Source organism: Streptomyces sp. NPDC048415, assembly GCF_040651675.1.
Classification (GTDB): domain Bacteria; phylum Actinomycetota; class Actinomycetes; order Streptomycetales; family Streptomycetaceae; genus Streptomyces.
This window is the reverse complement of record NZ_JBEZKJ010000009.1, coordinates 14,847-39,455: the sequence shown is the minus strand read 5'-3', so window position 1 is coordinate 39,455 and position 24,609 is coordinate 14,847. Positions and strand designations below refer to the sequence as shown.

Genomic DNA, 24,609 nt, shown 5'->3' with positions numbered 1-24,609 from the left:
CACCCTCGTGCTGCCGCGCGCTCCCACGCGAACCCTCAGGACGGTACGAGTGTCTGTGTCACCCTCTGTCTCCGCACCACCCCAAGCTCCCGCCCAGGCCGACCTGCTCGACTTCGTACGCCGTACGGCCGCCGACGCCGAGCTGATCGCCTCGCTGCCACTCGACCCCGAGGGCCGTACCTGGGTGCGCCTCGAAGGCCCGGGAGGCAGCGAGGCCTGGCTCATCGGCTGGCCGCCCGGCACCGGAACCGGCTGGCACGACCACGCCGAGTCGGTCGGCGCCTTCACCACCGCCTCGGGCGAGCTCAAGGAGCACTCGCTCACCGCGCGGCTGCCCGCCGACGGCTGGAAGACACTGGAACTCGCCGAAGGCATCGACCGGAAACGGACGCTGCCCGCGGGCAAGGGTCGCTCCTTCGGCCGTCACCATGTGCACGAGGTGCTCAACGAGTCCACGCAAGAGCACGCGATTTCCGTCCACGCGTACTACCCGCCGCTCCCGCAGATCCGCCGCTACAGCCGTACCGGCCAGCTGCTGCGCCTGGAGCACGTCGAGCGCCCGGAGGACTGGCAGTGAGCGTCCGCCAGCCCGTAGGGGTCGACGAATTGCTGGAGCAGGTGCGCGAGAGCCTGGACCGCGTCGAGGCCAAGGAGGCGTTCGAAGCAGCGCAGGCGGGCGAGGCGCTCCTGGTCGACACCCGGTATGCGGCCCTGCGTGAGCGCGACGGTCTGATCCCCGGCGCCCTCGTCGTCGAACGCAACGAACTGGAGTGGCGGCTCGACCCCCAGGGCAGTCACCGCGCCCCGGAGGCCACGAGCCACGATCTGCGGGTCGTGGTGATCTGCAACGAGGGCTACGCGTCGAGCCTCGCCGCGTGTCCCTGCGCCAGTTGGGCCTGCACCGGGCCACCGACCTGGTCGGAGGCTTCCAGGCATGGAAGGCCGCCGGGTTCCCTGTGACTGCCGCCTAGGCCGCGATGGTGGGCGCCCCTTTCAGGTAAGGGGCGCCCACCATTGGCAACTGCCCCTTACTCCGTGCGGTGGCCACGGTGACGGGGCGAACCTGCAACGCCACCCGGCCCGGCAGCGCCGTGGCGACGAGGGCGAGTACCGCTGCGACCGCGACGACCGTCACGTACACCAGCCCGCGCGACGTGTGCCCGGACACCGGACTCGCGCGGCTGTCGTACGGGCAGGCGCGCGCCATGCTCGACGCTCATACGACACTCGGCGGTGTGCAGGGCGCGGGCTGGGACTGCATCAATGGCGCCACTCCGGACTCACCCACCTCGGCGAGGCCGGAGCCAGCCTGCCGATGCTTATGGCCAAGTCACGGCACAAGAAGCCGGAGAACGTACGGCGCTATTTCCACCCTTCGGCGAAAGGCGATCGCCGAGGTCACCAGCTTGCTTGCCCCCGAAGACAGTCGGCGCTGACCTGGTCAGCGGCAGTCAAGCCGAGCCGGGCTGAGCTGTCCCAAGTCCCCTGCGCACAAAGCCGGGTTGCTCGGCCGCCCAATTCTGAAGCAGTTATTGCGAAGTATTCGCTTCATACTTACGGTGAGTGCATGCGACCGAAGCACGAGCCTGAGCAGATCACCGACCTGTCACGGTTGAGGGCATTCATGAACCCGCTGAGGATGCAGCTGTACCGGCTGCTGTACGCCGCGGGCACCGCGACCGCCTCTCAGCTCGCCGAGCATGTCGACGAAACGCCCTCGCTGGTCAGCTACCACTTGCGCAAGCTGGCCGAGCACGGCTTCGTGACCCAGGCGAGCGGCCAGAGCGCCGACGGCCGCGAGCGGTGGTGGCAGGTGGCGTCCGAGGAGGGCTGGGGCTTCCGCGACTCGGACTTCGCGGACACGCCCGAGGGCGCCGCCGCCGTCGGGGCAGTGACCCGAGGCATGTTCGACACCCGCGTCTCCCAGTACCGCACGTATCTCGACCAGAAGTCCGGCTGGGGCAAAGCGTGGACCGACGCGTCCTTCAGCTCCGAGTGGCTGCTCGACCTCACCCCGGCCGAACTCGCCGAGATGAGCGACGAGCTTGAGGCGCTGGCCCGACGCTGGCGGGAGCGCGGCAAGGCCGCCAAGGCGGCCGACGACACCGAGGACCGCGAGCACGTCTCCGTGCACCTCTACGGCTTTCCCTTCCGGCCCTGACCCGGCCGTATCCCCGACTTACTGGAGCCCACCATGGCCACCCCAGAGACAGCCCTGCCCGAACAGGCCACCGCACCGGCCCACCGCGACGGCAACGTGCTGCGCTGGCTCACCGCCTACACCGTCTCCCTCATCGGCGACAGCGTGTACTTCGTCGCCCTGGGCTGGTCCGCCCAGAAGACCGCCGGTCCTACCGAAGTCGGCCTCGTCATGGCCTCAGGGGCCCTGCCACGAGCGTTACTCATGCTCGGCGGGGGTGTGGTGGCCGACCGGTTCGACCCCCGTCGGGTGATTCTCGGAAGTGACGCGCTGCGCTGTCTCCTCATCCTGACGGTGGCCGCCGGCATCGCACTGACTGCGCCGGCCTTGTGGATCCTGGTCACGGTGGCGCTCGTCTTCGGCGCCGTCGACGCGCTGTTCGTACCCGCTCTCGGTGCCCTCCCGCCCAGGATCACCGCCCCTGACCAGCTGGCCCGGATCACCGGCATGCGCACGCTGTCGACGCGCCTCAGCCAGATCGCGGGCCCCCCGATCGGCGGCCTGGCTATGGGACTCGGCGGACCTGCTGCCGCCTTCACCGTCGCCGGCCTGCTCATCGCACTGTCTCTGCCACTCCTGCTGACGATACGGATACGGCCCCTTGTGGCGAGCGACGCCGAGCGGACGGAGCCCGGCACCGCGCGGCAGGAACTGCTCGACGGCCTGCGCTACATCCGCCGCCACCGCCTCATCGGCCCGCTCGTCGCCGCCGGCGCCATCTCGGAACTCGGCCTCAGCGGCACCCTCAACGTCGGCATGGTGCTCCTCAACGCCGAACGAGGCTGGGGCCCTTCCGGCTACGGCTGGATCGTCAGCAGCTTCAGCGCAGGAGCTGCGGCCAGCGCCGCGCTGCTCGCCATCGCCGGTTGGCTGCCCCGTGCCGGCCTGATGATGGCCGGGACACTGCTCGTGGGCTGCGCGGGTGCGGCCACCATCGCGCTGGTGCCTACCCTTTGGCTCGCCGTGGTGCTGGCCGCGGTCATCGGGCTGAACGCGGGTGTCTTCGGCAGTCTGGACAACGCCCTCATACAGACGGCGGCGGACCCGGCCTATCTCGGCCGAGTCACCTCCGTCGTCATGCTCACCATGGTCGGTCTCGCCCCCCTCAGCTACCCGCTGGTCGGCGCTGCCATCGGAGCCTGGGGCGCCGCCCCGGTGTTCGTCGCCTGCGGCATCTTCGCCAGCCTGGGCGTGGCCATCGCCCTGGCCTCCGACGCGGTGCGGCACGCCGAACTGCCCCGGCAGCGGCCAGCGTGACCATCTAAGCAACCCAACCGCAGCCCCGGGGACCAGCCCGCAGCAGGGGCTGGTCGGCGTCTCCCATGAGCCGCGATTACTCGCCGTCTACGGCATCCGGATCACGCAGTGGTCGCAAGCCTCCGGGCAGGTCGGGGAGCTGGAAGGAGTACCGGTCCAGCATATTGATGTGAGGCGGGCCACATCCTCGTCACGGACGTCGAAGCCGGCCGCGCGCAACTGGTTCACCGCGGCGTCCGTGTACCGCGTCGTGAACAGCACGAGGGCGTTGAGGACCAGGCCGAGCGCACCGAGTTGGTCCTCCATGCCGTCCTGGTAGCGCTGGTAGAGCTGCTCCGAGCGACCGTGGAAGATCTTCCGGGCGCGGGAGTGGCGGCCCTCCTGGAGATTGGCCTGCACCTTGATCTGCCGCCGGTAGCCGGGCTCATCGGCCACGCGCAGGATGTGCAGGGACTTGGCGATCCGCCCGTAGTGCGCGATCGCGTCGCCGAGCGGGGTCGGCCGCCCGTCCCGCGACAGCATCCGGATCACGTCGTACGCGCGCACCGCGCCGGTGTGGATCGAGCCGATGATCCGCAGGATGTCCTCCCAGTGCCGCTCATTGCGGGCGAGGTCGACCCGGCCGCGGGCCGCGGATTCACCCACGCGGCCCGGCATACGTCCGGGCCCTGAACGCGATCGGCGCCCCCGCGCGTCTACCGTGTTCAGGACCCGCGATCGCACCGGTGCGCGGCTCAGAACCCTTCTCCCCCGAGCCCGTCCGTGTCCTCGCCCTCTTCCTCAAGCGCTTGGCGGACCACGCGCAGGGCCATGCCCTCCGAATAGCCCTTGCGGGCGAGCATGCCCGCGAGGCGCCGCAGCCGCTTGTCGCGCTCGAGTCCGCGCGTGGCGCGCAGCTTGCGGGCAACCAGATCGCGCGCGGTCGCCTCCTCCTGCTCGGAGTCGAGCTGTCCTACGGCCTCGTCGATCACTGTCGAGTCCACGCCCTTGGTCCGCAGCTCCTGTGCGAGCGCCCGCCTGGCCAGACCCCGGCCGTGGTGCCGGGACTCCACCCAGGCGTCCGCGAAGGCGCTGTCGTTGATCAGACCGACGTCCTCGAACCGTGACAGCACCTCGTCCGCCACCTCGTCCGGGATCTCACGTTTGCGCAGTGCGTCCGCGAGCTGCTTTCGCGTGCGCGGGGTCCCGGTGAGCAGGCGCAGACAGATGGCCCGCGCCTGCTCAGCCGGGTCCCGCGGGGGCTCCCCCTTCTCGGCCCTCGACGAGGAAGGGGCGCCTCCGTCCTGTGGGTCACCGGACGGCTCACCGAAACCGCCACGCCTCCGGCGTCCTCGTCCGCCACGCGGACCGTCGTCACCGCGCCGCCCCCCGCCACGGCGCGAACCACCGCCCGGCGCACCGGCACCGTGACCGCCCGGCAGGCCGTCACCGCGCGGCGGGCCGTCCGGCGAACCCTCGCCGCCCGGATCGCCGCCATAGGGCTCATCGGCGCCGTAGAACCCGTCGTCAGCGCCGTGCGTCCCCCCGCCGTCGTACGCCTTGCCGCCGTCTCCGGCCGAGCCGCCGTTGCCCCCGTCATACGCCTGCCCGGCCCCCTCCGGGGCGACAGAGTAGGCGTACTCGGCCCAGTCGGTTCGTCGTGTCATGGACTAGCTCTTGGTCGCCGCGGCCTTGGGCTTGGTGGCCTTGGCCGCCGGAGCGGGCACCGTCTTCGCGGTGTCGCCCGGGGTGGCCGAGACCGCCGCGTCCGCACCCGGCTCGGCGGTGGGCTCCTGCGGCCTCACACCGACGCCCAGCTTTTCCAGGATCTTCTTCTCGATCTCGTTGGCGAGGTCGGGGTTGTCCTTCAGGAAGTTTCGCGCGTTCTCCTTGCCCTGGCCGAGCTGGTCGCCCTCGTACGTGTACCAGGCGCCGGCCTTGCGGACGAAGCCGTTCTCCACGCCCATGTCGATCAGGCCGCCCTCGCGGCTGATGCCCTGCCCGTAGAGGATGTCGAACTCGGCCTGCTTGAAGGGCGGCGCGACCTTGTTCTTGACGACCTTGACACGGGTGCGGTTGCCGACCGCGTCGGTGCCGTCCTTCAGCGTCTCGATGCGGCGGATGTCGAGCCGCACCGAGGCGTAGAACTTCAGCGCCCGGCCACCCGTGGTGGTCTCCGGGGAGCCGAACATCACGCCGATCTTCTCGCGGAGCTGGTTGATGAAGATCGCGGTGGTCTTCGACTGGTTGAGCGCGCTGGTGATCTTCCGCAGAGCCTGGCTCATCAGACGGGCCTGCAGACCCACGTGCGAGTCGCCCATCTCGCCCTCGATCTCCGCACGCGGCACCAGGGCTGCGACGGAGTCGATGACGATGAGGTCGAGCGCTCCGGAGCGGACGAGCATGTCGACGATTTCCAGCGCCTGCTCGCCGTTGTCCGGCTGCGACAGGATCAGGTTGTCGATGTCGACGCCGAGCTTCTTCGCGTACTCGGGGTCGAGGGCGTGCTCGGCGTCGATGAAGGCCACCTGGCCGCCGGCCTTCTGCGCGTTCGCCACCGCGTGCAGCGTCAGGGTTGTCTTACCGGAGGACTCCGGGCCGTACACCTCCACCACTCGGCCGCGCGGCAGGCCGCCGACACCGAGGGCGACATCGAGCGCGGTCGACCCGGTGTGGATGACCTCGATGGGCTCGTTCGGCCGCTCACCGAGGCGCATCACCGCGCCCTTGCCGAATTGCCGTTCAATCTGTGCGAGCGCGGCGTCGAGCGCCTTCTCGCGGTCAGTACCTGCCATGGGTTCCACCCGGTTTGCTTGAGTCGATCGCTTCACGTCAAAGACGCTAACGCCTGCCACTGACAATGCGCCCCGACGCCCGTCCGACCTGTGGATAACTCGGGCACATCTCCATGAAAACCCTGACGAAATCCCCGTCGAGATCTCCGCCGGAGCCTCCATGAGAATGGATGTTCGATTTTTGTGTCAAGCGCACCACGCGGCATCTCCGAGAGTACGTTCGCGCTCTGACAACGCCCCCGTTTCGGGGCTACTCTCCCGGGCGTACGGCGGGTGCCTTCGGCCGTACGACGACGGCCTGCGGCGCGCTCGCCAGTCTTTGAGCCATGGAAACCACGAGGTCCCGGCCCCTGACACCGCTGAAGCTCACGCCCCGCCCGGCCGAGCTGCTCTGCTGTGCGACGGGCGCCCTGCTCCTGCTCTCGGGATGCTTGCATCTGGTGGTCTTCGCCGTCGACGGCGGCTCCTGGGACGGTCCCGTCTCCTGGCGCAAGCCCGTCACCTTCGGATTCTCCTTCGGGCTGACGCTGATCGCGATCACGTGGGTCACGTCGTATCTGCGCATCGGGGGACGACTGCGGACCGCGCTGCTCGTCGTGTTCGCCGCCGACTGCCTGGTGGAGGTCGGCGGTATCACCTTGCAGGCGTGGCGCCGGGTGCCCTCGCATCTCAACATGGAGACCGGCTTCGACACGGCGGTGTCCATGACGCTCGCGGTGGGCGGCGGGGTTCTCGTGATGCTGCTCACCGTGTTCGCGGTCGCCTCGTTCCGGAACTCGCCCACGGGCCCCCTGGGCATGCCGCTCGCGCTGCGCTCAGGGTTCGCGATCCTGCTCGTCGCCCTGCTGTCGGGCGCCGTGATGATCGCGCGCGGTGTCGTCCTCACCCGGACCGGCCACCAGGAGGCGGCGTACCACTCGACGGCCTCGCTCAAGCCGCTGCACGGAGTGAGCCTGCACGCCGTACTGGTACTGCCCGCGCTGGCCTGGCTGCTGTCCCGCACCACGTGGAGCGAGGAGACCCGACAGCGGGTCATGTACGCGGCGGTCGGCTGCTACGTGACGGCGGTCGTGGGCGCCGGCGTGTGGGCGGTCCTCACGTGGTGAGTCACCCGGTGAACAGCCGCCGCACGCGCGTGAGGACGCCGACCGAGTTCCGCGTCCGGTGCCCGTGCACCCGGGGGTCGTCCGTGACGTCGTACCGCTTCACATACGCCCCCAGGAAGGCCTGCAGCGTGGCGACGGCCGGGATGGCGATCAGCGCGCCGACCGCGCCGAGGAGGGCGGTGCCCGCGATGACCGACCCGAAGGCGACCGCGGGGTGAATATCCACGGTCTTGGAGGTCAGCTTGGGTTGCAGCACATAGTTCTCGAACTGCTGGTAGATCACCACGAAGATGAGCACCCACAGCGCGTACCAGGGGTCGATGGTGAAGGCGATCAGCATCGGCAGGGCACCCGCGAGGTAGGTGCCGATGGTCGGCAGGAACTGGGAGACCAGGCCCACCCACACACCGAGCACCGGCGCGTAGGGCACACCCAGGGCCTGCAGCAGGATGTAGTGCGCGATGCCCGAGATCAGCGCCATCAGACCGCGTGAGTACAGATAGCCGCCTGTCTTGTTGACCGCTATCTCCCAGGCACGCAGCACCTCGGCCTGCCGGGCCGGCGGCAGCACCGAGCACAGCGCGCGCCGGAGCCTCGGGCCGTCGGCGGCGAAGTAGAACGAGAACAGCGCGATCGTCAGCAGCTGGAAGAGGCCGCCCAGTACTTGCGCGGACACGTCCAGGACGCCGGTGGCGCTGTTCTGCACGTACTTCCGCAGCCAGTCGGAGTGGACCAGGCTGTCCTGGATGTCCACCCGTCTCAGCTCGGTGTGGAAGCTCGTGTTGATCCAGCTGATGACCGAGTCGAGGTAGCCGGGGAAGCCCTCGACCATCTTGATGATCTGCCCCGCGAGCATCGAGCCGAGCAGCGTGATGAATCCGGCGATCGCGATCATCGCGCCGAGGAAGACCAGGAAGGTGGCCAGCCCCCTGCGCATGCCGTGCGCAGCCATCCAGCTCACCGCGGGCTCAATGGCGAGCGCCAGGAAGAACGCGATCAGGATGTTGATCAGCAGGCCGGTGAGTTGATGGAACGCCCAGCTGCCCAACTGAAAGACGGCGATGAGCGCGAGGGCGAGCACCATGGCGCGCGGCAGCCAGCGCGGCATGCGTCCACGCTGCGCGGCGGCGTCCCCACCCGGAGGCGGGGTGGGCGGCGTCGTATCGAAGGGTGATGTCTGCTGGTCGACCTGCGCGGTCTCGTCTGTCGGGGCCACGGTGCAAGTCTCGCCCACGCCACCGACAATCGGCCCCGGTCCCCGGATCTTCGTGACCCTTCAGCGGTTTTCGTACGGAACGTTCATGGCCGTGCACACCACGCGCCACACGTCCTTGGCCTCCCAGCCCGCGTTCAGCGCCTCGTGCACGGTGCGCCCGTCGAGCTCCGTCATCACATGATCGCGCGCGAAGGTTTCGGCGTACCCCGCACCGAAGTGCTCCGCCATCCGCTGCCAGAAGACCGTCAACCGCATGACTCCAGTATCCCGCCCCTGAGGGTGGGCCCGGGCCGGGACCGCTTGCCGAGACCGCTTTCCGTCCTACGGTCTGACGCATGGCCGAAACAGGAGCATCCCCACTCCCCCAGACGCCCCCGGCGCACTCCCCGCTCGCACGCGCCGAGCACTTCATCTGGCTCACCGCGCGCGTGCTGGAGCAGCGGCGTTTCGCGTACCACTTCCTCGGCGGCGACGCCGACGCGGTGGAGACCGCGCTGGCCGCCTACCGCAACGAGGACGAAGGGTACGGTCACGCGCTCGAACCCGATCTGCGCGGCCCGGTCAGCCAGCCGCTGCACACCGGGCACGCGCTGCGCGTGCTGGACTCGATCGGGCGGTGCGGCGGGCAGCGCGTGGAGCGCGTATGCCGCTATCTGACGTCCGTGTCGACGGCGGACGGCGCACTGCCGGCGATCCATCCCAGCCAGCGTGGCTATCCGGCGGCTCCCTTCGTGCCGATCGTCGACGACCCACCGAGCGAACTCCTCGCCACCGGGCCCGTGGTGGGCCTGCTGCACCGCAACGAGGTGTGGCACGCCTGGCTGTTCCGGGCCACCGACTTCTGCTGGCAGGCGGTCGAGTCCCTGGAAAAGTCCCATCCGTACGAGATCGAGGCGGCCGTCGCCTTCCTGGACTCCGCGCCCGACCGCCCACGCGCGGAGGCGACCGCCGACCGTCTGGGCCGCCTGGTACGCGAGCAGCGGCTCGCGGCGCTGGACCCCGAGCGTCTCGAGGCCTTTCCGGTCGCGCCCGGTTACGCGCCGGGAGAGCGCCACTTCCCGCACGATTACGCGAAGACTCCCGGCTCACTCGCGCGCGCGTGGTTCACCGACGAGGAGATGACGCGCTCGCTCGACTACCTGGCGGCCGAACAGGACGAGGACGGCGGCTGGCCGATCCGCTGGCGCCAGTGGGCTCCGGGCACCGCCCTGGAGTGCCGCCCCATGGTGACGATCGAGGCGCTGCGCACCCTCCGGGCCTACGAGCGGCCCACTGGCTGACCTCGGGGACGCGATTACGGGCGGCCGGCATCTCCTGGGTGTCCCTGAGGAGCAGCGCCGCGATCGCCAGGGCCGCCCCTCCGGGGGACGACAGGTCGATGCCGGTCCGGTCCCCGATCTTGGCGAGCCGGTTGTCGACGGTGTTCGGATGCAGTCCCAGCGCTGTGGCGGTGGCTCTGCGGTCCTGCTGGTGCGCGAGGTGGGTTCGCAGGGTCGCCACGAGCTCGGGGCGGTCGGCGACCGGATCGAGCAGGGCGGCGATCTTGTGGCTGCTGGGGTCGGGGCGCGAGAGGTGGAACTCCAGAAGGACGTCTTCCAGGCGGTGCCATCCCGGCGGCAGCCCGCACGCGCGCGTGGCGCGCAGGATCTCTGTGACGGTGAAGCCGATGCGAACGCCGCGGCGGGTGCGGGCCGCCTCCGGGATGTCGGCCGGCCCGGCTGCCGGCACGTGCGCGACCCTGACCGGCGTCCCCAGGGCTTTACTCAGCCGCTCGGCGAGGTCGCCCGGCGGCTCGCACTCCTTGGGTACGACAGCACGGCCCGGGCGGCCGTCCAGGACCGCCGCCACCTCCGTGTCGAACGCGTGGTCCAGGACGGTCTGCGCCCTGCGCTGTCGCCGCCGTTCGCCCACACCCTCGACGGACACACCCAGGTCGAGGGCGAGCACGAGGGCGGGCCCTTCCAGGCGCAGCTCGGTCCAGGAGTATGTGTCCGGGCTTGAGTACGCCGTCCAGGAGACCGCGTATCAGGGAGCGGCGCTGGGCGCGGGCGTCGGCCTCGACGGCGGTGCGCTCGTCGACGTACGTCTCGGCGACGGCGCCCACGACTCTGTGATGCGACTCCAGGAGGAGCAGCACGAGCGCCTTGGCGGCTGCTGAGAGAGGCACGGCACGCTCCTGCGACGTACGGGCGGCCTTGTGACACGTCACAGTACCCAGCCGACCTGCGCCCCTTCGACCGCGCGCCTGCACGGGTTATCGGCCCACACGCGCGCGTGCACCCGCCGGAACGGTCGTCAGCCGGTCATCGCCCGTACCCCCGCCGTCACCCCCACGGCAGCGGCGACCACGAGCAGGAAGGGGGCGCGCAGAAGCAGCGCGACGGCGGCTGCGGCGAGCCCGGCGGCCTTCGCGTCCACGACGAGGACGCGCCCGTCGGCGAAGGTCTGCTGGGCGGTGAGGGCGGCGAGGAGCGCGACGGGAAGCAGGGCGGCGAGGCGCTGCACGAGCGGCCTCTCCAGCATGCCCGCGGGGACGAGCAGCCCGATGAGTTTGAGGGCGTAGCAGCCGACGGCGGTCGCGCCGATGGCGATCCAGATGTTCAACGGTTTCCCCCCGGCGCGTCGTTAACGGTCTTCGGACTGCGGCGCCCCGCTACGTAGAGGACGGCGGGAGCGGCCAGCGCGGCCACCAGCACGGGGACTCCGGCGGGCAGCACGGGCAGCAGACCGAGCCCCAGAAGGACCGCGAGCCCCGCGACCGCGCGCTCCGTGGTGGTTTTCAACATCGGCGCGAGCAGTGCCAGGAAGACGGCGGGTCCGGCGGCGTCCAGCCCCCACGCGTCGGTATCGCCGATGGCCTCGGCGCCGACGGCGCCGAGCAGGGTGGTGAGGTTCCACAGCACGTAGAGGGAGAGCCCGGTGACAGTGAAGCCGATGCGAACGCTGCGGCGGGTGGGCTGGGACAGGGCCACCGCCGTGGTCTCGTCGATGACCCACTGCGCGGCGAACGGACGCACCGCGCGCGGGAGGGCGAGAAGCTGCGACAGGCGCAGTCCGTAGAAGGCGTTGCGGACCCCGAGGAAGAAGGCGCCCGCTGCCGCCGTCAGCGGGTTGCCCCCGGCCGCGAGCGCGCCGACGAGCGCGAACTGCGAGGCACCGGTGAACACCAGGAGGCTCAGCGCGCAGGTCTGCAGCAGCGTGAGCCCACTACCGGCCGAGGTCACTCCGAAGGCGAAACCGGACAGTCCGACGGCGACGCCGACTCCCAGGGCGTCCCGGACGACTGCGGCGTCGGGTTTTCCGCCTTCTTCACTGTGTATGTCTGCGAGAGCTGTCTGTTCTGCCACGCATCGGACGGTAGGAGCAGTCGCCCCTCACCGTCTTGTACGTTCTTGCGCTCGCGCTGGTAGGCGCCCGGAGGCACGCCCACGATCCGGGTGAAGTGCCGATTGAGGTGCGGCTGGTCGGTGAAGCCGACGGCGACGGCCGCCTCTGCGGGCGCGGAACCGGCGTCCAGGAGGTGGCGTGCCCGGCGTACGCGGGCGTCGGTCAGCCAAGTGTGGGGCGGCATGCCGTATGCGTCCCGGAAGGCGCGCAGCAGGGCGAACGGCCTGGTGCCGAGTTCGTCGGCGAGCCGCTCCAGGGTCGGGGGCTCGGCCATCCGCTCTTCCAGCACGGCACGCGCGCGTGCGGCGACGCGGGCACCCGCGGTGTGCACGGCTCGCTGCGGCAGCGTCCCTCCGTTCCGCCGCAGCAGCCGGGTCACGGCGACGCGCAGCAGGGTGTCGGCGGCGAGCGCGTTGCCCTCCTCTGCGGCCCGCAGCACCTGGTGGACCAGGCCTGCCGCATACGGGTCGTCGAGCACCGGGCTGATGAATCCGGGCGTCCCGCGGATGGTGGTGGTCTCGGCGGCGATCTCCGCCACCAGTTCGGGCGACGGGTACACCGCCCCGTACCGCCAGCCTTCGGGAACGCCCGCGCGGCCGGTGTGCGGGGTGTCCGGGTTGACGAGTGCCAGGGCGCCCGGGCCCGCGTACTGGTCGGCGCCTCCGTGGTGGAAGACCTCCACACCGTCGGCGATGGCGGCGATGACGAAGTTCTCGTGGGTGTGCCGCACGAAGATCTTCTCGACGTAGCGGGCCCGTAGCAGATCGACACCGGGCAGCTCCGCGTACTGCCAGTGCCGTGCCCGCTCCGCCGAAACCGCCATGTTGTCCATTCTGCGCCAGTGGTCCGAGCCGCTTCACGGTCGGCGGCGGACCGCCGACGGTGCCGCGGGGCCCGGCTGCCATCGACGGCTTGCGGGTCTCTCCGGCACCGACGACCCCGCGGTGCCTCGCTGCCACCGACATTCTCGCGGCACGAACCCGCCCCGGCGGATCGGCCGACATTCTCGTCGGCTCTGTCCCCATCGCTCGCCGTCATGGCATTTGTGCAGGTCAAAGCGATTGTCAGTGGTCGGGTGCAGGATGGACGCATGGTCAGCTCCGCACACCGAGCCCTCGACGGCTTCTCCCCCGCGACCCGCGCCTGGTTCACGGGGGCCTTCTCCGCGCCCACCGCGGCCCAGGCCGGGGCGTGGGCGGCCATCGGTGCGGGCTCGGACGTCCTCGTCGTCGCCCCGACGGGTTCCGGCAAGACCCTGGCCGCGTTCCTCGCCGCGCTCGACCAGCTGGCCTCGACGCCGCCGCCGGCGGACCCCAAGAAGCGCTGCCGGGTGTTGTACGTCTCACCGCTCAAGGCTCTGGCGGTCGACGTGGAGCGGAACCTGCGGAGCCCGTTGACCGGCATCCGACAGGAGTCCGTGCGGCTCGGGCAGCCCGAGCCCGAGGTGAAGGTGGGCATCCGCTCCGGCGATACTCCGGCCGCCGAGCGCCGCGCGCTGGCCACGCGCCCGCCGGACATCCTGATCACGACCCCCGAGTCGCTCTTCCTGATGCTGACGTCGGCCACGCGCGAGGCGTTGACGGGCATCGAGACGGTGATCCTGGACGAGGTGCACGCGGTGGCGGGCACCAAGCGCGGCGCCCATCTCGCGCTGAGTCTGGAGCGTCTCGACGAGCTGCTGCCCAAGCCCGCGCGCCGCATCGGCCTGTCGGCGACGGTGCGCCCGGTGGACGAGGTCGCGCGCTATCTTTCGCCCCAGCGCAAGGTGGAGATCGTCCAGCCGCCGTCCGGCAAGGAGTTCGACCTCTCCGTGGTCGTCCCGGTGGAGGACTTGGGCGAGCTGGGCGGCTCCCCGGCCGCCGACGGCAATGACGGCGCCGAGAAGCCTTCCATCTGGCCGCACGTCGAGGAGCGGATCACCGACCTCGTCCAGTCCCACCGCTCGACGATCGTGTTCGCCAACTCCCGTCGTCTGGCGGAGCGCCTGTGCAACCGGCTCAATGAGATCGCGTACGAGCGGGCGACCGGCGAGCCCCTCGAGGAGGCCCATGCGCCGGCCCAGTTGATGGGCGGCTCGGGCGCGGCCCAGGGAGCTCCGCCCGTCATCGCCCGCGCCCATCACGGTTCGGTCTCCAAGGAGCAGCGGGCCCTCGTCGAGGAGGACCTCAAGGCAGGACGTCTCCCCGCCGTGGTCGCCACCTCCAGTCTCGAACTGGGCATCGACATGGGTGCGGTGGACCTCGTGGTCCAGGTCGAGTCGCCACCGTCCGTGGCGTCGGGGCTCCAGCGCGTGGGGCGCGCGGGGCATCAGGTGGGCGCGGTCTCCACCGGCGTGGTGTTCCCCAAGTACCGGGGTGACCTGGTCCAGGCAGCCGTGGTCACCGAGCGGATGCGCACCGGCTCCATCGAGTCCCTCCGGGTCCCCGCCAACCCCCTGGATGTTCTGGCCCAGCAGCTCGTTGCCATGACCGCGCTGGACACCTGGCAGGTCGACGATCTGCTGGCCACGGTCCGGCGGGCAGCGCCCTTCGCCTCGCTGCCGGAGTCGGCGTTCACGGCGGTGCTCGACATGCTCGCCGGCCGCTATCCGTCCGACGCCTTCGCGGAACTCCGTCCCCGCGTGGTGTGGGACCGCGTCGCGGGCACGGTCACCGGCCGCCCCGGAGCACAGCGCCTCGCCGTCACCTCCGGAGGGACCATCCCCGACCGCGGGCTCTTCGGCGTCTTCCTCGCGGGGTCGGATCCCAAGAAGGGCGGCGGCCGGGTCGGCGAGCTCGACGAGGAGATGGTCTACGAGTCCCGTGTCGGCGATGTCTTCACGCTCGGCACCAGCTCCTGGCGCATCGAGGACATCACACGGGACCGCGTTCTGGTCTCGCCCGCACCGGGCGTCCCCGGCAGGCTGCCGTTCTGGAAGGGCGACCAGCTCGGCCGGCCGCTCGAACTGGGGCGTGCGGTCGGCGCGTTCCTCCGCGAGGTCGGCTCGCTCCCGAAGGACGACGCCCGACTCCGGCTGCTCGCCGCGGGACTGGACGTCTGGGCAGCCGACAACGTGCTCTCGTACCTCGCCGAACAGCGCGAGGCGTGCGGGCACATCCCGGACGACCGGACCATCGTCGTCGAGCGGTTCCGCGACGAGCTGGGCGACTGGCGGGTCGTCGTGCACTCCCCCTTCGGCGCCCAGGTCCACGCTCCCTGGGCCCTCGCGCTGGGCGCCAAGCTCTCCGAGCGGTACGGCATGGACGCCCAGGTCATGCACGCCGACGACGGCATCGTGCTGCGGCTGCCCGACGCCGACCTGATGGGCCTGGACCTGCTCGACCAGGCACCCATGAAGGCAGGCACGGAATACGACGCGGAGCAGGCGCCCCTCGGCGCGGCGGACGTCGCTTTCGACAAGGGCGAGGTCGCCCAGATCGTCACCGACCAGGTGGGCGGCTCCGCGTTGTTCGCGTCCCGCTTCCGCGAGTGCGCGGCCCGCGCCCTGCTGCTGCCACGCCGCACCCCGGGCAAGCGCACCCCGCTGTGGCAGCAACGGCAGCGCGCCTCCCAACTGCTCCAGGTGGCCAGCGAGTTCGGCTCGTTCCCGATCGTCCTGGAAGCGGTCCGCGAATGCCTCCAGGACGTCTTCGACGTACCGGGCCTCACGGAACTGATGGGCGACATCGAGTCCCGCAAGGTGCGGCTCGTCGAAGTCACCACACCCGAGCCCACCCCGTTCGCCCGTTCCCTGCTCTTCGGATACGTCGCCCAGTTCCTGTACGAGGGTGACTCGCCGCTCGCCGAGCGGCGCGCCGCCGCTCTCTCGCTGGACTCGCGGCTGCTGGCCGAACTCCTCGGGCAGGCCGAGCTGCGGGAGCTGCTCGATGCCGATGTCCTGACCGAGCTGGAGCGGGAGCTTCAGTGGCTGACGGAAGACCGCCGCGTCAAGGACGCCGAAGGTGTCGCCGACTTGCTTCGCCTGCTGGGCCCGCTCACGGACGCCGAGCTGGCCGAGCGGGGCGCCGAGCCGCAATGGGCCCAGGAGTTGGCCGCCGCCCGCCGCGCCATCCGGGTCCGCATCGCGGGAGCCGACCACTGGGCGGGGATCGAGGATGCCGGCCGTCTGCGCGACGCGCTCGGTACGGCGTTGCCCGTCGGTGTCCCGGAGGCCTTCACCGAACCGGTCAAGGACCCGCTCGGCGACCTGCTCGCCCGGTACGCGCGCACCCACGGGCCGTTCACCTCGACGGCGGCCGCCGCCCGCTTCGGTCTCGGTACGGCCGTCACGGACGGAGCGCTGCAGCGACTCGCCGCGAGCGGCCGTGTCGTACAAGGAGAGTTCCATCCGGCGGGCATCGGCCAGGAGTGGTGTGACGCGGCCGTGCTGCGCAGGTTGCGGCGCCGTTCGCTCGCGGCCCTGCGCCACGAGCTGGAGCCGGTGCCGCCGGCCGCGCTCGCGCAGTTTCTGCCGCAGTGGCAGCACGTGGGCAGCGGACACGGCCTGCGTGGCGTCGACGGACTGGTGCGCGCGATCGAACAGTTGCAGGGCGCGTCCGTGCCCGCGTCCGCGCTCGAGAAGCTCGTCCTGCCCTCCCGGGTCCCCGGTTACGCCCCCGCGATGCTCGACGAACTCACGGCCGCCGGGGAAGTCGTCTGGGCCGGGGCCGGGTCGCTGCCGGGCAAGGACGGCTGGGTCTCGCTGTATCTGGCGGACTCCGCACCGCTGCTTCTGCCGGCGCCGCACCCCCTGGAGCTGACGGCACTGCACCAGTCGGTTCTCGACGCCCTCTCCGGGGGCTACGGCCTCTTCTTCCGCCAGATCGCCGACCAGATCCGCGCCACCACCCACCCCGACGCCACCGATCCCCAACTCGCCGACGCGGTCTGGGACCTGGCCTGGTCCGGACGCCTCACGAACGACACACTCGCGCCGATGCGCTCCCTCCTCGGCTCGGGCCGCACCGCCGGCTCCACGGCACACCGAGCCAAGCGCTCACTCCCTCGCGGACGCTACGGCTCGCTCACCGGTGCCGCACGACCCCAATCCCGTACCGGCCCGCCGACCGTGGCAGGCCGCTGGTCGCTGCTCCCCGAGCGCGAGGCCGACCCCACCGTGCGCGCCCACGCCCTGGCCCGCACCCTGCTCGACCGGCATGGTGTGGTGACCCGGGGCGCCGTGGCCGCGGAGGGCGTCGAAGGCGGTTTCTCGGCGGTGTACCGCATCCTGTCCGCCTTCGAGGACAGCGGCCAGGCACGGCGCGGCTATGTGGTTGAAGGTCTCGGCGCCGCCCAGTTCGCGATGGACGGGGCGGTGGACCGCCTGCGCGCGGCGGCAAACGCGCGAGACCGCGGCGAGTCCCTGTCCGGCCCGAACCTCCCGGACGGGTTCCCGGGCACGCATGGATTCCCGCGCGACCGCGGCGCGCCGAACGCCCCCGGATTCCCAGGCGACGGCAATCCCACGAACGCTCCTGGATTCCCAAGCGACGGCAACGCCACGAACGCCCCCGGTTTCCCCGGCGACCGTGCCTCCGCGCACGCTTCAGGTCGCCTCGGAGACCAAGATCCGATGGACGCCCTCGGTTACCCATCCGACGTCGAACCGGGGGGCACACCCGGGTTCCAGGACATTTCCGGTTACCTGGACGGTCCGGACTTCGCCGATGATCACGCCTTCTCGGAAGACCACACCTTCTCGGGCGACTCCCCCTTCGCGGCCCGATCCGCCTACCCCAACGGTTCCCCCCACCCCGACAGCTCCGCCTACCGCCACAGCCCAGGCTTCCCGAACAGCCGCGCCCGCACCCGAGCGGCCTCGCCAGCCGTTGTGCTGGCCGCCGCCGACCCCGCCAACGCCTACGGCGCGGCCCTTTCCTGGCCCGAGCCCCCGACCGGTGCCGGCCACAAACCGGGCCGCAAGGCGGGCTCCCTGGTCGTACTCGTCGACGGAGAGCTGGCCCTCTACATGGAGCGCGGCGGCAAGACCTTGCTGGCCTGGCCCGCCGACGCGGACGGCGCGGTCACGGAGGACATACGGCTGGGTGCCGCCGCCGAAGCCCTCGCCGCAGCCGCCCGCGCAGGCTCGCTCGGCACGGTCACCGTGGAGCGCGTCAACGGCGCCTCCGCGCTCACATCCCCCATCGGCACCCTCCTGGAAGGAGCCGGCTTCATCGCGACGCCACGAGGACTGCGTCTCCGCGCCTGAGCCCCACGCGGCACAGCTCCCCGGGCCGGCGCCCCCAGCAAAGCTCCCGCACCCGTGCCACCCTGGAAGCCATGCCCGAAGGAGACACCGTCTGGCAGGCCGCGAGGCGACTGCACATCGCCCTCGCGGGCAAAGTGCTGACCCGCTCCGATCTGCGGGTGCCCAAGTACGCCACCGCCGATCTCACCGGTCGCGCCGTCCTGGACGTCACCCCCCGCGGCAAGCACCTTCTCACCCGGCTCGAGGGCGGACTGACCCTGCACTCGCATCTGCGGATGGACGGCTCATGGAAGGTGTATGCGAACGGCCAGCGCTGGAGCGGCGGCCCCACGCACCAGATCCGGGCCATCCTCGGCACGGCGGACCGCACGGCCGTCGGCTATCGCCTCCCCGTACTGGAACTGCTCCGCACCGCGGATGAGGACCGTGCCGTCGGGCACCTCGGTCCCGATCTCCTCGGCCCGGACTGGAACCCGGACAAGGCCCTGGAGAACCTCCTGCGCGACCCGGCCCGCCCCCTCGGCGAGGCCCTGCTCGACCAGCGCAATCTCGCCGGCATCGGAAATGTCTACAAGAGCGAGCTGTGCTTCCTGCTCGGCGTCACTCCCTGGCTTCCCATCGGCGCACTGCCCGCCGATCGCGCGGTCCAGCTGCCCGCGCTCGCCAAGAAGCTCCTGGAGGCCAACCGCGAGCGTCCGGCCCGCAACACCACGACCCGCCGCGACCAGAACCTCTTCGTGTACGGCCGCGCACCCCGCCCCTGCCTGCGGTGTGGCACCCGAATCCAGTCGGCGGACCAGGGCGACGGTTCCCGCGAACGCCCCACCTACTGGTGTCCGAGGTGTCAGAGCGGTCCCACCCCGCCGCCGGGCTCGACTCCGCGGCCGGGTACCGCCCAATCCCGCACCAGTCCCCGGCGTACGGCTAATTGACGACCCGTCAGAAATTCTCGTACCGTCCCCTCATGCCCCTCAAGGCGTACGACCTCACCGGACGCACCGCATTCGTCACCGGTGCCGCCAGCGGCATCGGCCGCGCATCCGCCGTTCTGCTCGCGCAGGCGGGCGCCGCCGTCCACTGCGCTGACCGGGACGCGCAGGGCCTGCACGAGACGGCGACCCTGATCAAGGACCAGGGCGGCACCGCCCACACCCACCCTCTCGATGTCGCCGATCGCGCCCAGCTCCAGCAGGCCGTCGCGTCCTGTGAGCGCCTCGACGTCATGGCGGCGATCGCCGGCATCATGCACAGCAGTCCGGTGCTGGAGACCCGGGACGAGGACCTCGACCGCGTGTTGAGCGTCAACTTCAAGGGCGTGCTGTACGCCTGCCAGGAGGCCGCCCGCCTCATGATCGCGAAGGGCATTCGCGGCAGCGTCATCACGATGGCGTCGAGCGCGATAGACACCGGCGGTCCCGGTCTCTTCTGCTACGGCGCCGCGAAGGCGGCGGTCGTACAGCTGACGAAGACTCTCGCCACCGAGGTCGGCCCGCATGGCATCCGCGTCAACGCGGTCGCGCCCGGCTGGACTCGTACGCCCATGACCGACCGTCATGGGGAGGCGCAGGCGCACACGGAGGCGTTCATGGCGCGGCTGTCACCACTGGGCCGGGTCGGCGAGCCGGAGGACATCGCCCACGCCGTACTGCACCTGGCCTCGGACGCGTCGGCGTTCACGACGGGCCAGATCCTCCGCCCCAACGGCGGTGTCGCCATGCCCTGGTAGCCCTTCAGCGCGGTGGCCCTCACGCGCGCCGGAGCACCACGCCATACGTCACGGCGCCCACCCAAGTCCGTGCGCCATCCCGAGTCCACACACCGGCGCCCACACAAGTCCCTGCGCCATCCTGAGTCCACACACCGGCGCCCACACAAGTCCGTGCGCCGTCCTACGTCTACACACACCGGCGGCCTCATATGTTCTCGCGCCGCTGCTATCCCGCACACTCCAGCGCTCGCGCATCTCCACGCGCTGCCGCATCCCCGCGGACTCCAGCGCGCCCACATGTCTATGCCGCCCCGTTCCCATCACTCTCCGCACCCCGGCGCCCGCGCTACTCGCCGCGTCGAGCCGCCCCTGCGGCCCCCGCCACGCCTGCCTTTCGGCACACAGTGCACTGGCAGCAGACTCAGGCCCCATCCGCCGGCCACGACGGCCCCCTCCAGGACGCCGGCATCGGGCACCAGCGCGAGGCGGAGGACGCTCCACCACCACAGCGCGCCGAGCCCCAGTGCGGCCCCCCCGCGCACTATTCGCCCTGCCATGGTGACCACCTCCAGCCCGATGCCAGACCACCGCTCTCACACGCCGACAGGGCGCACCCACGGCACACAGACGAACCCCAGGCAGGACCCAGACCTCAGGGCGGTCACCCGTTTTCCGCCTGGAACATCCAGTGGTGCTTCTCCAGATCGGCCGTGATCCCGATGAAGATGTCCTGGCTCACCGGATCCGGGTCCCCGGTCGCGACTACCCGCTCCCGCATCCGCGTGATCACCGCGCTCAGCGCGTCCACGAGGGTCTTCACGGCGTCGGTGTCCTTGACCCAACCCTCGGGCGTCGCACCGATGCCGCTGCTGGCGGCCACGGTCGCGGCCCGACCGTCGGGCGAAACGCCCAGCGTCGAGGCGCGCTCGGCCACGGTGTCGGAGTGCAGCCGTGCGCTGTCCACCACCTCGTCGAGCTGGAGATGGACGGAGCGGAAGCGCGGCCCCACCACGTTCCAGTGGACCTGCTTCGCCACGAGGGAGAGGTCCAACAAGTCCACCAGCGCGCCCTGCAGCGCCTCGGCGACGGCCTTCAGGTCCGGGTCGGACAACGGGCTCTTGACGACGTACATCCGCATCCTCCGATGACGATGATGACGATGATGACGTGATGGCAGTAGCCGCGATGATCACGACGGTCGCGAAGATCAAGGCGTCCAACCGGCATCCGTCGACCGGCCTCGCCACACCCCTCCACCATGGCCGCCGCATCGGATACCAGCAAATGGACCTATACGGGGCACCTGGGGCACTGGGAGCACCTGGAGCACCTGGAGCACCTGGAGCACCCATGCATAGCGACAGGACACCCGTACAACGCGAAAACCCCAGCCGCACCCCTCCAGGTCTCCCCGGAGAAGCCCCGGCCGGGGCTCTTCACACGTGTGGAACTCGCGAGCGTCAGGCGGCGACGACGTCGACCGCCTCCGCAGGCGCCTTGATCGTGACCCGTTCCGGTGGCACACCGGTCACCGATACGGAGTTGAGCATCGGGCGACGCACCGGCGCGGGCACCGGTTCGGTGGCCGCAGCCGACTGTGCCAGCTCGGCGAGGGCGAGCTCGTCGCTCACTTCCCGCATGAGCTCGGACATCCGTACGTCCAGCGCGTCGCAGATCGCGGAGAGCAGCTCGGAGGATGCCTCCTTCTGCCCCCGCTCCACCTCGGAGAGATAGCCGAGTGAGACTCGGGCGGACGAGGAGACTTCGCGCAGAGTACGGCCCTGGCGCTGGCGCTGCCGACGCAGCACGTCACCCAACAGGCGACGGAGCAGAATCATCGGTGGCTCCCTCCTCGGACCGCGTAGCCGCATCCTTCACGCCCCACCGTACCGCCTTGCGCCGCGGCCGTGCGGGGAGCGATGTCGTGTTCACTCAGGGCTGCAAACATCAAAACCCCCCGTTCTGTTCCGTATCCTGTGCCCGCCCATTCCCGGTCTGTTCGCCCGCGAGCTCCTTCAGGAGCAGTGCGAGTACGCTCCGTACACTCTCCATACGGATTTCCGCACGGCCGCCGTTCAACCGCAGCGGCATCACTTTCCCGCCGCCGACGCCATGAAAATATGACTGCGCGGGCCCGTCGACGGCCACGAAAACCGTGCCGACCGGCTGTCCGTCCTGGGGCTCGGGGCCGGCGACGCCCGTGGTCGCGAGCCCCCAGTCCGCGCCGAGCGTCTTGCGGACGCCGGCCGCCATCTGGGCCGCGACCTGCGGATCCACCGCCCCGCGCTCGGCCAGCAGAGTGGCGTCGACGCCGAGCAGCTCATGCTTGAGTTCGGTGGCGTACGCGGTCACGGAGCCCCGGAAGGCCTTGGAGGCACCGGGCACCGCGGTGATCTCCGCCGCCACCAGACCGCCGGTGAGCGACTCGGCGACGGCGAGCATCTCGCCCCTCACCGTGAGTAGTCGCACTACTTCGGCGGCCGGCGAATTCACCGCTCCGCCTCCGCGGCAGCCGCCTGCCGCTCAGCGATTCCGCGCCGACGCAGCACAATGGCCTGTCTCACATAGTCGAGCCCGGTGACGACGGTGAGGACGACCGCCACGGCCATGACCCAGAACCTGAGGGTGGCCAGCGGCCCCGTCAGGGCCAGGACGTACATCCCGACCGCCGTGCCCTGGGCCAGCGTCTTTATCTTGCCGCCGCGGCTCGCCGGGATGACGCCGTAACGGATCACCAGGAAGCGCATCAAGGTGATCCCGAGTTCACGGCCGAGGATCACTCCCGTCACCCACCACGGCAGATCGCCGAGCGAGGACAGGCAGATCAGCGCCGCACCCATGATCGCCTTGTCGGCGATGGGGTCGGCGATCTTCCCGAAGTCGGTGACGAGGTTGTACGTGCGCGCCAGATGACCGTCGAAGATGTCGGTGATCATGGCGACGGCGAAGGCCGCCCAGGCCCAGGCGCGCATGGCGGGGTCGTACCCACCGTCGGCCAGCATCAGCGCCACGAAACCCGGCACCAGGACGAGCCGGATCATGGTCAGGATGTTGGCGATGTTCCAGAGGCTGGCCTGGTTGACGGCCGCAGCGCCCAGCTTCCCGCCCCGCGCCGGCTTCGCGCCCCCCGGAGCACCGGATGCGCCGGGAGCGCCCGCCGCACCTTTCGCGCTTGGGGAGCCGCCCGCCGCGGATGCCGGGGCTCCGGTCATCTGCCCGCCTCCTCAGTACACGAGAGCGAGCCCAGAAGCGGCTCGGCCACCAGGTCGACACCTTCCGTACCGACCACCTTCGCCTCGACCATACGGCCGACGGTCAGACCTTCGCCGCTCGTGAGCAGCACCTGCCCGTCCGTCTCGGGCGCCTGGTGGGCGGCGCGGCCGACCGCGCCCTCCTCGTCGTCGATGGACTCGACGAGCACGTACACGCTCTCGCCGACACGCTCCTCGGCGCGCTGCGCGACCAGTTCCTCGGCGAGGCGGGACACGCGCGCGAGGCGCTCGTCGACCACGTCCTGGTCGAGCTTGTTCTCGTACGTCGCCGCTTCCGTGCCCTCCTCGTCGGAGTACCCGAAGACGCCGATCGCGTCGAGGCGCGCGCCCGTGAGGAACCGCTCCAGCTCGGCGAGGTCGGCCTCGGTCTCGCCGGGGAAGCCCACGATGAAGTTGGACCGCACCCCGGCCTGCGGGGCCTTGGAGCGGATCGTGTCGAGCAGCTCCAGGAAGCGGTCGGTGTCGCCGAAGCGCCGCATCGCGCGCAGCACGTCGGGCGCGGAGTGCTGGAAGGACAGGTCGAAGTAGGGCGCGATGTCCGGCGTCGAGGTCAGGACGTCGATGAGCCCCGGGCGCATCTCGGCAGGCTGCAGATAGCTGACCCGTACACGCTCGACGCCCTCGATCTCGGCCAGCTCGGGCAGCAGCGTCTCCAGCAGGCGGATGTCGCCGAGGTCCTTGCCGTAGGAGGTGTTGTTCTCGGAGACCAGCATGATCTCCTTGACGCCCTGCTCGGCGAGCCAGCGGGTCTCGTTCAGTACGTCGCTGGGGCGCCGCGAGATGAACGAGCCGCGGAAGGACGGGATGGCGCAGAAGGAGCAGCGCCGGTCGCAGCCGGAGGCGAGCTTCACCGAGGCGACGGGCGAGCCGTCCAGGCGGCGGCGCAGGGGTGCGCGCGGACCCGACACCGGGGCCACGCCCTCGGGGAGGTCCGAGGGGGCGCCGTGGCCGGGAAGGGCCACTTCCTCGCCTGCGCTCTGCCGCTCGGCCGGGCTGATCGGCAGCAGCTTGCGCCGGTCGCGGGGGGTGTGGGAGGCGTGGATGCCGCCGTTCAGGATGGTCTGGAGGCGGTCGGAGATGTCGGCGTAGTCGTCGAAGCCGAGCACTCCGTCGGCCTCGGGCAGCGCCTCGGCGAGCTCCTTGCCGTACCGCTCGGCCATGCAGCCCACCGCCACGACGGCCTGGGTTCTGCCATGTCCCTTGAGGTCATTGGCTTCGAGGAGGGCGTCGACGGAGTCCTTCTTGGCGGCCTCGACGAAGCCACAGGTGTTGACGACGGCGACGTCCGCTTCCTCGGCGTCCTCCACGAGTTGCCAGCCGTCCGCCTCCAAGCGGCCTGCGAGCTCCTCCGAGTCCACCTCGTTACGGGCGCAGCCAAGGGTGACGAGTGCGACGGTACGGCGTTCAGGCATGCGCTCAAGACTACTTTGTCTCACTGACAGCCCACGTCGACGGGGTTGGCCGATCTTGGCCAACCCCGTCCCGGCATACCCCTTGGGACC

At 70.8% G+C, this 24,609-nt stretch carries 22 protein-coding genes and 4 pseudogenes; 11 read left to right on the top strand and 15 right to left on the bottom strand.

Features of this window, described 5'->3' with window-relative positions; genetic code table 11:
• The first annotated feature begins 49 nt into the window (after window positions 1–49).
• Window positions 50–577 (top strand): cysteine dioxygenase, encoded by a 528-nt coding sequence (locus AB0D27_RS09415; RefSeq protein WP_362504428.1) that lies wholly within the window; start codon window positions 50–52, stop codon window positions 575–577.
• Window positions 568–971, top strand: a pseudogene (locus tag AB0D27_RS09410) (rhodanese-like domain-containing protein). Before AB0D27_RS09415 ends, AB0D27_RS09410 begins: the two are co-directional and overlap by 10 nt.
• Here the strand turns inward: AB0D27_RS09410 and AB0D27_RS09405 are convergent.
• Window positions 968–1,207 (bottom strand): hypothetical protein, encoded by a 240-nt coding sequence (locus tag AB0D27_RS09405; protein ID WP_362504705.1) that lies wholly within the window; start codon window positions 1,205–1,207, stop codon window positions 968–970. The pseudogene AB0D27_RS09410 and the gene AB0D27_RS09405 sit on opposite strands and share 4 nt — an antisense overlap.
• On the opposite strand from AB0D27_RS09405, the pseudogene AB0D27_RS09400 reads away from it, so the two are divergent.
• From AB0D27_RS09400 to AB0D27_RS09390, 3 genes and pseudogenes are all read left to right on the top strand, one after another.
• Window positions 1,143–1,436, top strand: a pseudogene (locus AB0D27_RS09400) (site-specific integrase); the annotation flags it as partial. The gene AB0D27_RS09405 and the pseudogene AB0D27_RS09400 overlap by 65 nt on opposite strands.
• A gap of 131 nt (window positions 1,437–1,567) precedes the next feature.
• Window positions 1,568–2,161: a helix-turn-helix domain-containing protein gene (locus AB0D27_RS09395; protein WP_362504425.1), complete on the top strand. Its 594-nt coding sequence runs from the start codon at window positions 1,568–1,570 to the stop codon at window positions 2,159–2,161.
• Window positions 2,162–2,194: 33 nt separating this feature from the next.
• Window positions 2,195–3,457 carry an MFS transporter gene (locus AB0D27_RS09390; RefSeq protein WP_362504422.1) on the top strand — a complete coding sequence of 421 codons (1,263 nt, stop codon included), beginning with the start codon at window positions 2,195–2,197 and terminating at the stop codon, window positions 3,455–3,457.
• Between the two features lie 76 nt (window positions 3,458–3,533).
• On the opposite strand, the pseudogene AB0D27_RS09385 reads toward AB0D27_RS09390, so the two are convergent.
• The 3 genes and pseudogenes from AB0D27_RS09385 to recA all read right to left on the bottom strand — a co-directional run.
• Window positions 3,534–4,093, bottom strand: a pseudogene (locus AB0D27_RS09385) (Tn3 family transposase); the annotation flags it as partial.
• 98 nt (window positions 4,094–4,191) lie between these two features.
• On the bottom strand, window positions 4,192–5,103 hold the full coding sequence (gene recX / locus AB0D27_RS09380; protein WP_362504419.1) for a recombination regulator RecX: 912 nt from the start codon (window positions 5,101–5,103) through the stop codon (window positions 4,192–4,194).
• Window positions 5,104–5,106: 3 nt separating this feature from the next.
• Complete coding sequence (gene recA, locus AB0D27_RS09375) at window positions 5,107–6,231, bottom strand: recombinase RecA (RefSeq protein WP_362504416.1); 1,125 nt, start codon at window positions 6,229–6,231, stop codon at window positions 5,107–5,109.
• A gap of 326 nt (window positions 6,232–6,557) precedes the next feature.
• Between recA and AB0D27_RS09370 the strand changes: the two genes are divergently transcribed.
• Window positions 6,558–7,337: a hypothetical protein gene (locus tag AB0D27_RS09370; RefSeq protein WP_362504413.1), complete on the top strand. Its 780-nt coding sequence runs from the start codon at window positions 6,558–6,560 to the stop codon at window positions 7,335–7,337.
• 1 nt (window position 7,338) lies between these two features.
• Here the strand turns inward: AB0D27_RS09370 and AB0D27_RS09365 are convergent, their stop codons facing one another.
• Window positions 7,339–8,553: an AI-2E family transporter gene (locus AB0D27_RS09365; RefSeq protein WP_362504410.1), complete on the bottom strand. Its 1,215-nt coding sequence runs from the start codon at window positions 8,551–8,553 to the stop codon at window positions 7,339–7,341.
• Window positions 8,554–8,613: 60 nt separating this feature from the next.
• Complete coding sequence (locus AB0D27_RS09360; RefSeq protein WP_362504407.1) at window positions 8,614–8,808, bottom strand: DUF3046 domain-containing protein; 195 nt, start codon at window positions 8,806–8,808, stop codon at window positions 8,614–8,616.
• 80 nt (window positions 8,809–8,888) lie between these two features.
• Here AB0D27_RS09360 and AB0D27_RS09355 point away from each other — a divergent pair, with 80 nt between their 5' ends.
• The gene (locus AB0D27_RS09355) at window positions 8,889–9,833 is read left to right on the top strand and encodes a hypothetical protein (protein ID WP_362504404.1); all 945 of its coding nucleotides are present in this window, start codon (window positions 8,889–8,891) and stop codon (window positions 9,831–9,833) included.
• 112 nt (window positions 9,834–9,945) lie between these two features.
• On the opposite strand, the pseudogene AB0D27_RS09350 reads toward AB0D27_RS09355, so the two are convergent.
• Window positions 9,946–10,053: pseudogene (locus AB0D27_RS09350) on the bottom strand (helix-turn-helix domain-containing protein); the annotation flags it as partial.
• Window positions 10,054–10,540: 487 nt separating this feature from the next.
• On the opposite strand from AB0D27_RS09350, the gene AB0D27_RS09345 reads away from it, so the two are divergent.
• Entirely contained in the window at window positions 10,541–10,711 is a 171-nt protein-coding gene (locus AB0D27_RS09345) for a hypothetical protein (protein WP_362504401.1), read from the top strand.
• A 137-nt stretch (window positions 10,712–10,848) separates the two neighbouring features.
• Here the strand turns inward: AB0D27_RS09345 and AB0D27_RS09340 are convergent, their stop codons facing one another.
• The 3 genes from AB0D27_RS09340 to AB0D27_RS09330 are packed head-to-tail and all read right to left on the bottom strand — an operon-like array spanning window position 10,849 to window position 12,763.
• Window positions 10,849–11,157, bottom strand: coding sequence for an AzlD domain-containing protein (locus tag AB0D27_RS09340; RefSeq protein ID WP_362504399.1), 309 nt, complete (start codon window positions 11,155–11,157; stop codon window positions 10,849–10,851).
• The gene (locus tag AB0D27_RS09335) at window positions 11,154–11,873 is read right to left on the bottom strand and encodes an AzlC family ABC transporter permease (protein ID WP_362504690.1); all 720 of its coding nucleotides are present in this window, start codon (window positions 11,871–11,873) and stop codon (window positions 11,154–11,156) included. Before AB0D27_RS09335 ends, AB0D27_RS09340 begins: the two co-directional genes overlap by 4 nt.
• Window positions 11,774–12,763, bottom strand: a complete 990-nt coding sequence (locus tag AB0D27_RS09330) for an AraC family transcriptional regulator (RefSeq protein WP_362504396.1) — start codon at window positions 12,761–12,763, stop codon at window positions 11,774–11,776. Before AB0D27_RS09330 ends, AB0D27_RS09335 begins: the two co-directional genes overlap by 100 nt.
• A 267-nt stretch (window positions 12,764–13,030) precedes the next feature.
• On the opposite strand from AB0D27_RS09330, the gene AB0D27_RS09325 reads away from it, so the two are divergent.
• From AB0D27_RS09325 to AB0D27_RS09315, 3 genes are all read left to right on the top strand, one after another.
• Window positions 13,031–18,127 carry an ATP-dependent helicase gene (locus AB0D27_RS09325; protein ID WP_362504393.1) on the top strand — a complete coding sequence of 1,699 codons (5,097 nt, stop codon included), beginning with the start codon at window positions 13,031–13,033 and terminating at the stop codon, window positions 18,125–18,127.
• 71 nt (window positions 18,128–18,198) lie between these two features.
• A complete protein-coding gene (locus AB0D27_RS09320; RefSeq protein WP_362504390.1) occupies window positions 18,199–19,059 on the top strand; it encodes a DNA-formamidopyrimidine glycosylase family protein in 861 nt (286 codons plus the stop codon).
• Window positions 19,060–19,091: 32 nt separating this feature from the next.
• Entirely contained in the window at window positions 19,092–19,853 is a 762-nt protein-coding gene (locus AB0D27_RS09315; RefSeq protein ID WP_362504387.1) for an SDR family NAD(P)-dependent oxidoreductase, read from the top strand.
• 643 nt (window positions 19,854–20,496) lie between these two features.
• On the opposite strand, the gene AB0D27_RS09310 is transcribed toward AB0D27_RS09315, so the two are convergent.
• The 5 genes from AB0D27_RS09310 to rimO all read right to left on the bottom strand — a co-directional run bounded on the left by AB0D27_RS09310 (window position 20,497) and on the right by rimO (window position 24,519).
• Window positions 20,497–20,967: a DNA starvation/stationary phase protection protein gene (locus tag AB0D27_RS09310; protein ID WP_362504384.1), complete on the bottom strand. Its 471-nt coding sequence runs from the start codon at window positions 20,965–20,967 to the stop codon at window positions 20,497–20,499.
• Between the two features lie 328 nt (window positions 20,968–21,295).
• A complete protein-coding gene (locus AB0D27_RS09305; protein WP_037620346.1) occupies window positions 21,296–21,673 on the bottom strand; it encodes a helix-turn-helix transcriptional regulator in 378 nt (125 codons plus the stop codon).
• 109 nt (window positions 21,674–21,782) lie between these two features.
• A complete protein-coding gene (locus AB0D27_RS09300) occupies window positions 21,783–22,328 on the bottom strand; it encodes a CinA family protein (protein ID WP_362504381.1) in 546 nt (181 codons plus the stop codon).
• Window positions 22,325–23,047, bottom strand: coding sequence for a CDP-diacylglycerol--glycerol-3-phosphate 3-phosphatidyltransferase (gene pgsA, locus AB0D27_RS09295; RefSeq protein WP_362504378.1), 723 nt, complete (start codon window positions 23,045–23,047; stop codon window positions 22,325–22,327). The genes AB0D27_RS09300 and pgsA overlap by 4 nt, the downstream gene beginning before the upstream one ends.
• Window positions 23,044–24,519: a 30S ribosomal protein S12 methylthiotransferase RimO gene (gene rimO / locus AB0D27_RS09290; protein ID WP_362504375.1), complete on the bottom strand. Its 1,476-nt coding sequence runs from the start codon at window positions 24,517–24,519 to the stop codon at window positions 23,044–23,046. The genes pgsA and rimO overlap by 4 nt, the downstream gene beginning before the upstream one ends.
• Window positions 24,520–24,609 lie beyond the last annotated feature (90 nt).

Bases quoted from the DNA above. Each gene is read 5' to 3' on its own strand.
- AB0D27_RS09305 (WP_037620346.1), bottom strand. From the start codon at position 21,673: ATGATTCTGCTCCGTCGCCTGTTGGGTGACGTGCTGCGTCGGCAGCGC.
- AB0D27_RS09315 (WP_362504387.1), top strand. From the start codon at position 19,092: ATGCCCCTCAAGGCGTACGACCTCACCGGACGCACCGCATTCGTCACC.
- pgsA (WP_362504378.1), bottom strand. From the start codon at position 23,047: ATGACCGGAGCCCCGGCATCCGCGGCGGGCGGCTCCCCAAGCGCGAAA.
- rimO (WP_362504375.1), bottom strand. From the start codon at position 24,519: ATGCCTGAACGCCGTACCGTCGCACTCGTCACCCTTGGCTGCGCCCGT.
- AB0D27_RS09370 (WP_362504413.1), top strand. From the start codon at position 6,558: ATGGAAACCACGAGGTCCCGGCCCCTGACACCGCTGAAGCTCACGCCC.
- AB0D27_RS09390 (WP_362504422.1), top strand. From the start codon at position 2,195: ATGGCCACCCCAGAGACAGCCCTGCCCGAACAGGCCACCGCACCGGCC.
- AB0D27_RS09405 (WP_362504705.1), bottom strand. From the start codon at position 1,207: ATGGCGCGCGCCTGCCCGTACGACAGCCGCGCGAGTCCGGTGTCCGGG.
- AB0D27_RS09330 (WP_362504396.1), bottom strand. From the start codon at position 12,763: ATGGCGGTTTCGGCGGAGCGGGCACGGCACTGGCAGTACGCGGAGCTG.
- recA (WP_362504416.1), bottom strand. From the start codon at position 6,231: ATGGCAGGTACTGACCGCGAGAAGGCGCTCGACGCCGCGCTCGCACAG.
- AB0D27_RS09320 (WP_362504390.1), top strand. From the start codon at position 18,199: ATGCCCGAAGGAGACACCGTCTGGCAGGCCGCGAGGCGACTGCACATC.
- AB0D27_RS09395 (WP_362504425.1), top strand. From the start codon at position 1,568: ATGCGACCGAAGCACGAGCCTGAGCAGATCACCGACCTGTCACGGTTG.
- recX (WP_362504419.1), bottom strand. From the start codon at position 5,103: ATGACACGACGAACCGACTGGGCCGAGTACGCCTACTCTGTCGCCCCG.
- AB0D27_RS09360 (WP_362504407.1), bottom strand. From the start codon at position 8,808: ATGCGGTTGACGGTCTTCTGGCAGCGGATGGCGGAGCACTTCGGTGCG.
- AB0D27_RS09325 (WP_362504393.1), top strand. From the start codon at position 13,031: ATGGTCAGCTCCGCACACCGAGCCCTCGACGGCTTCTCCCCCGCGACC.
- AB0D27_RS09355 (WP_362504404.1), top strand. From the start codon at position 8,889: ATGGCCGAAACAGGAGCATCCCCACTCCCCCAGACGCCCCCGGCGCAC.
- AB0D27_RS09310 (WP_362504384.1), bottom strand. From the start codon at position 20,967: ATGTACGTCGTCAAGAGCCCGTTGTCCGACCCGGACCTGAAGGCCGTC.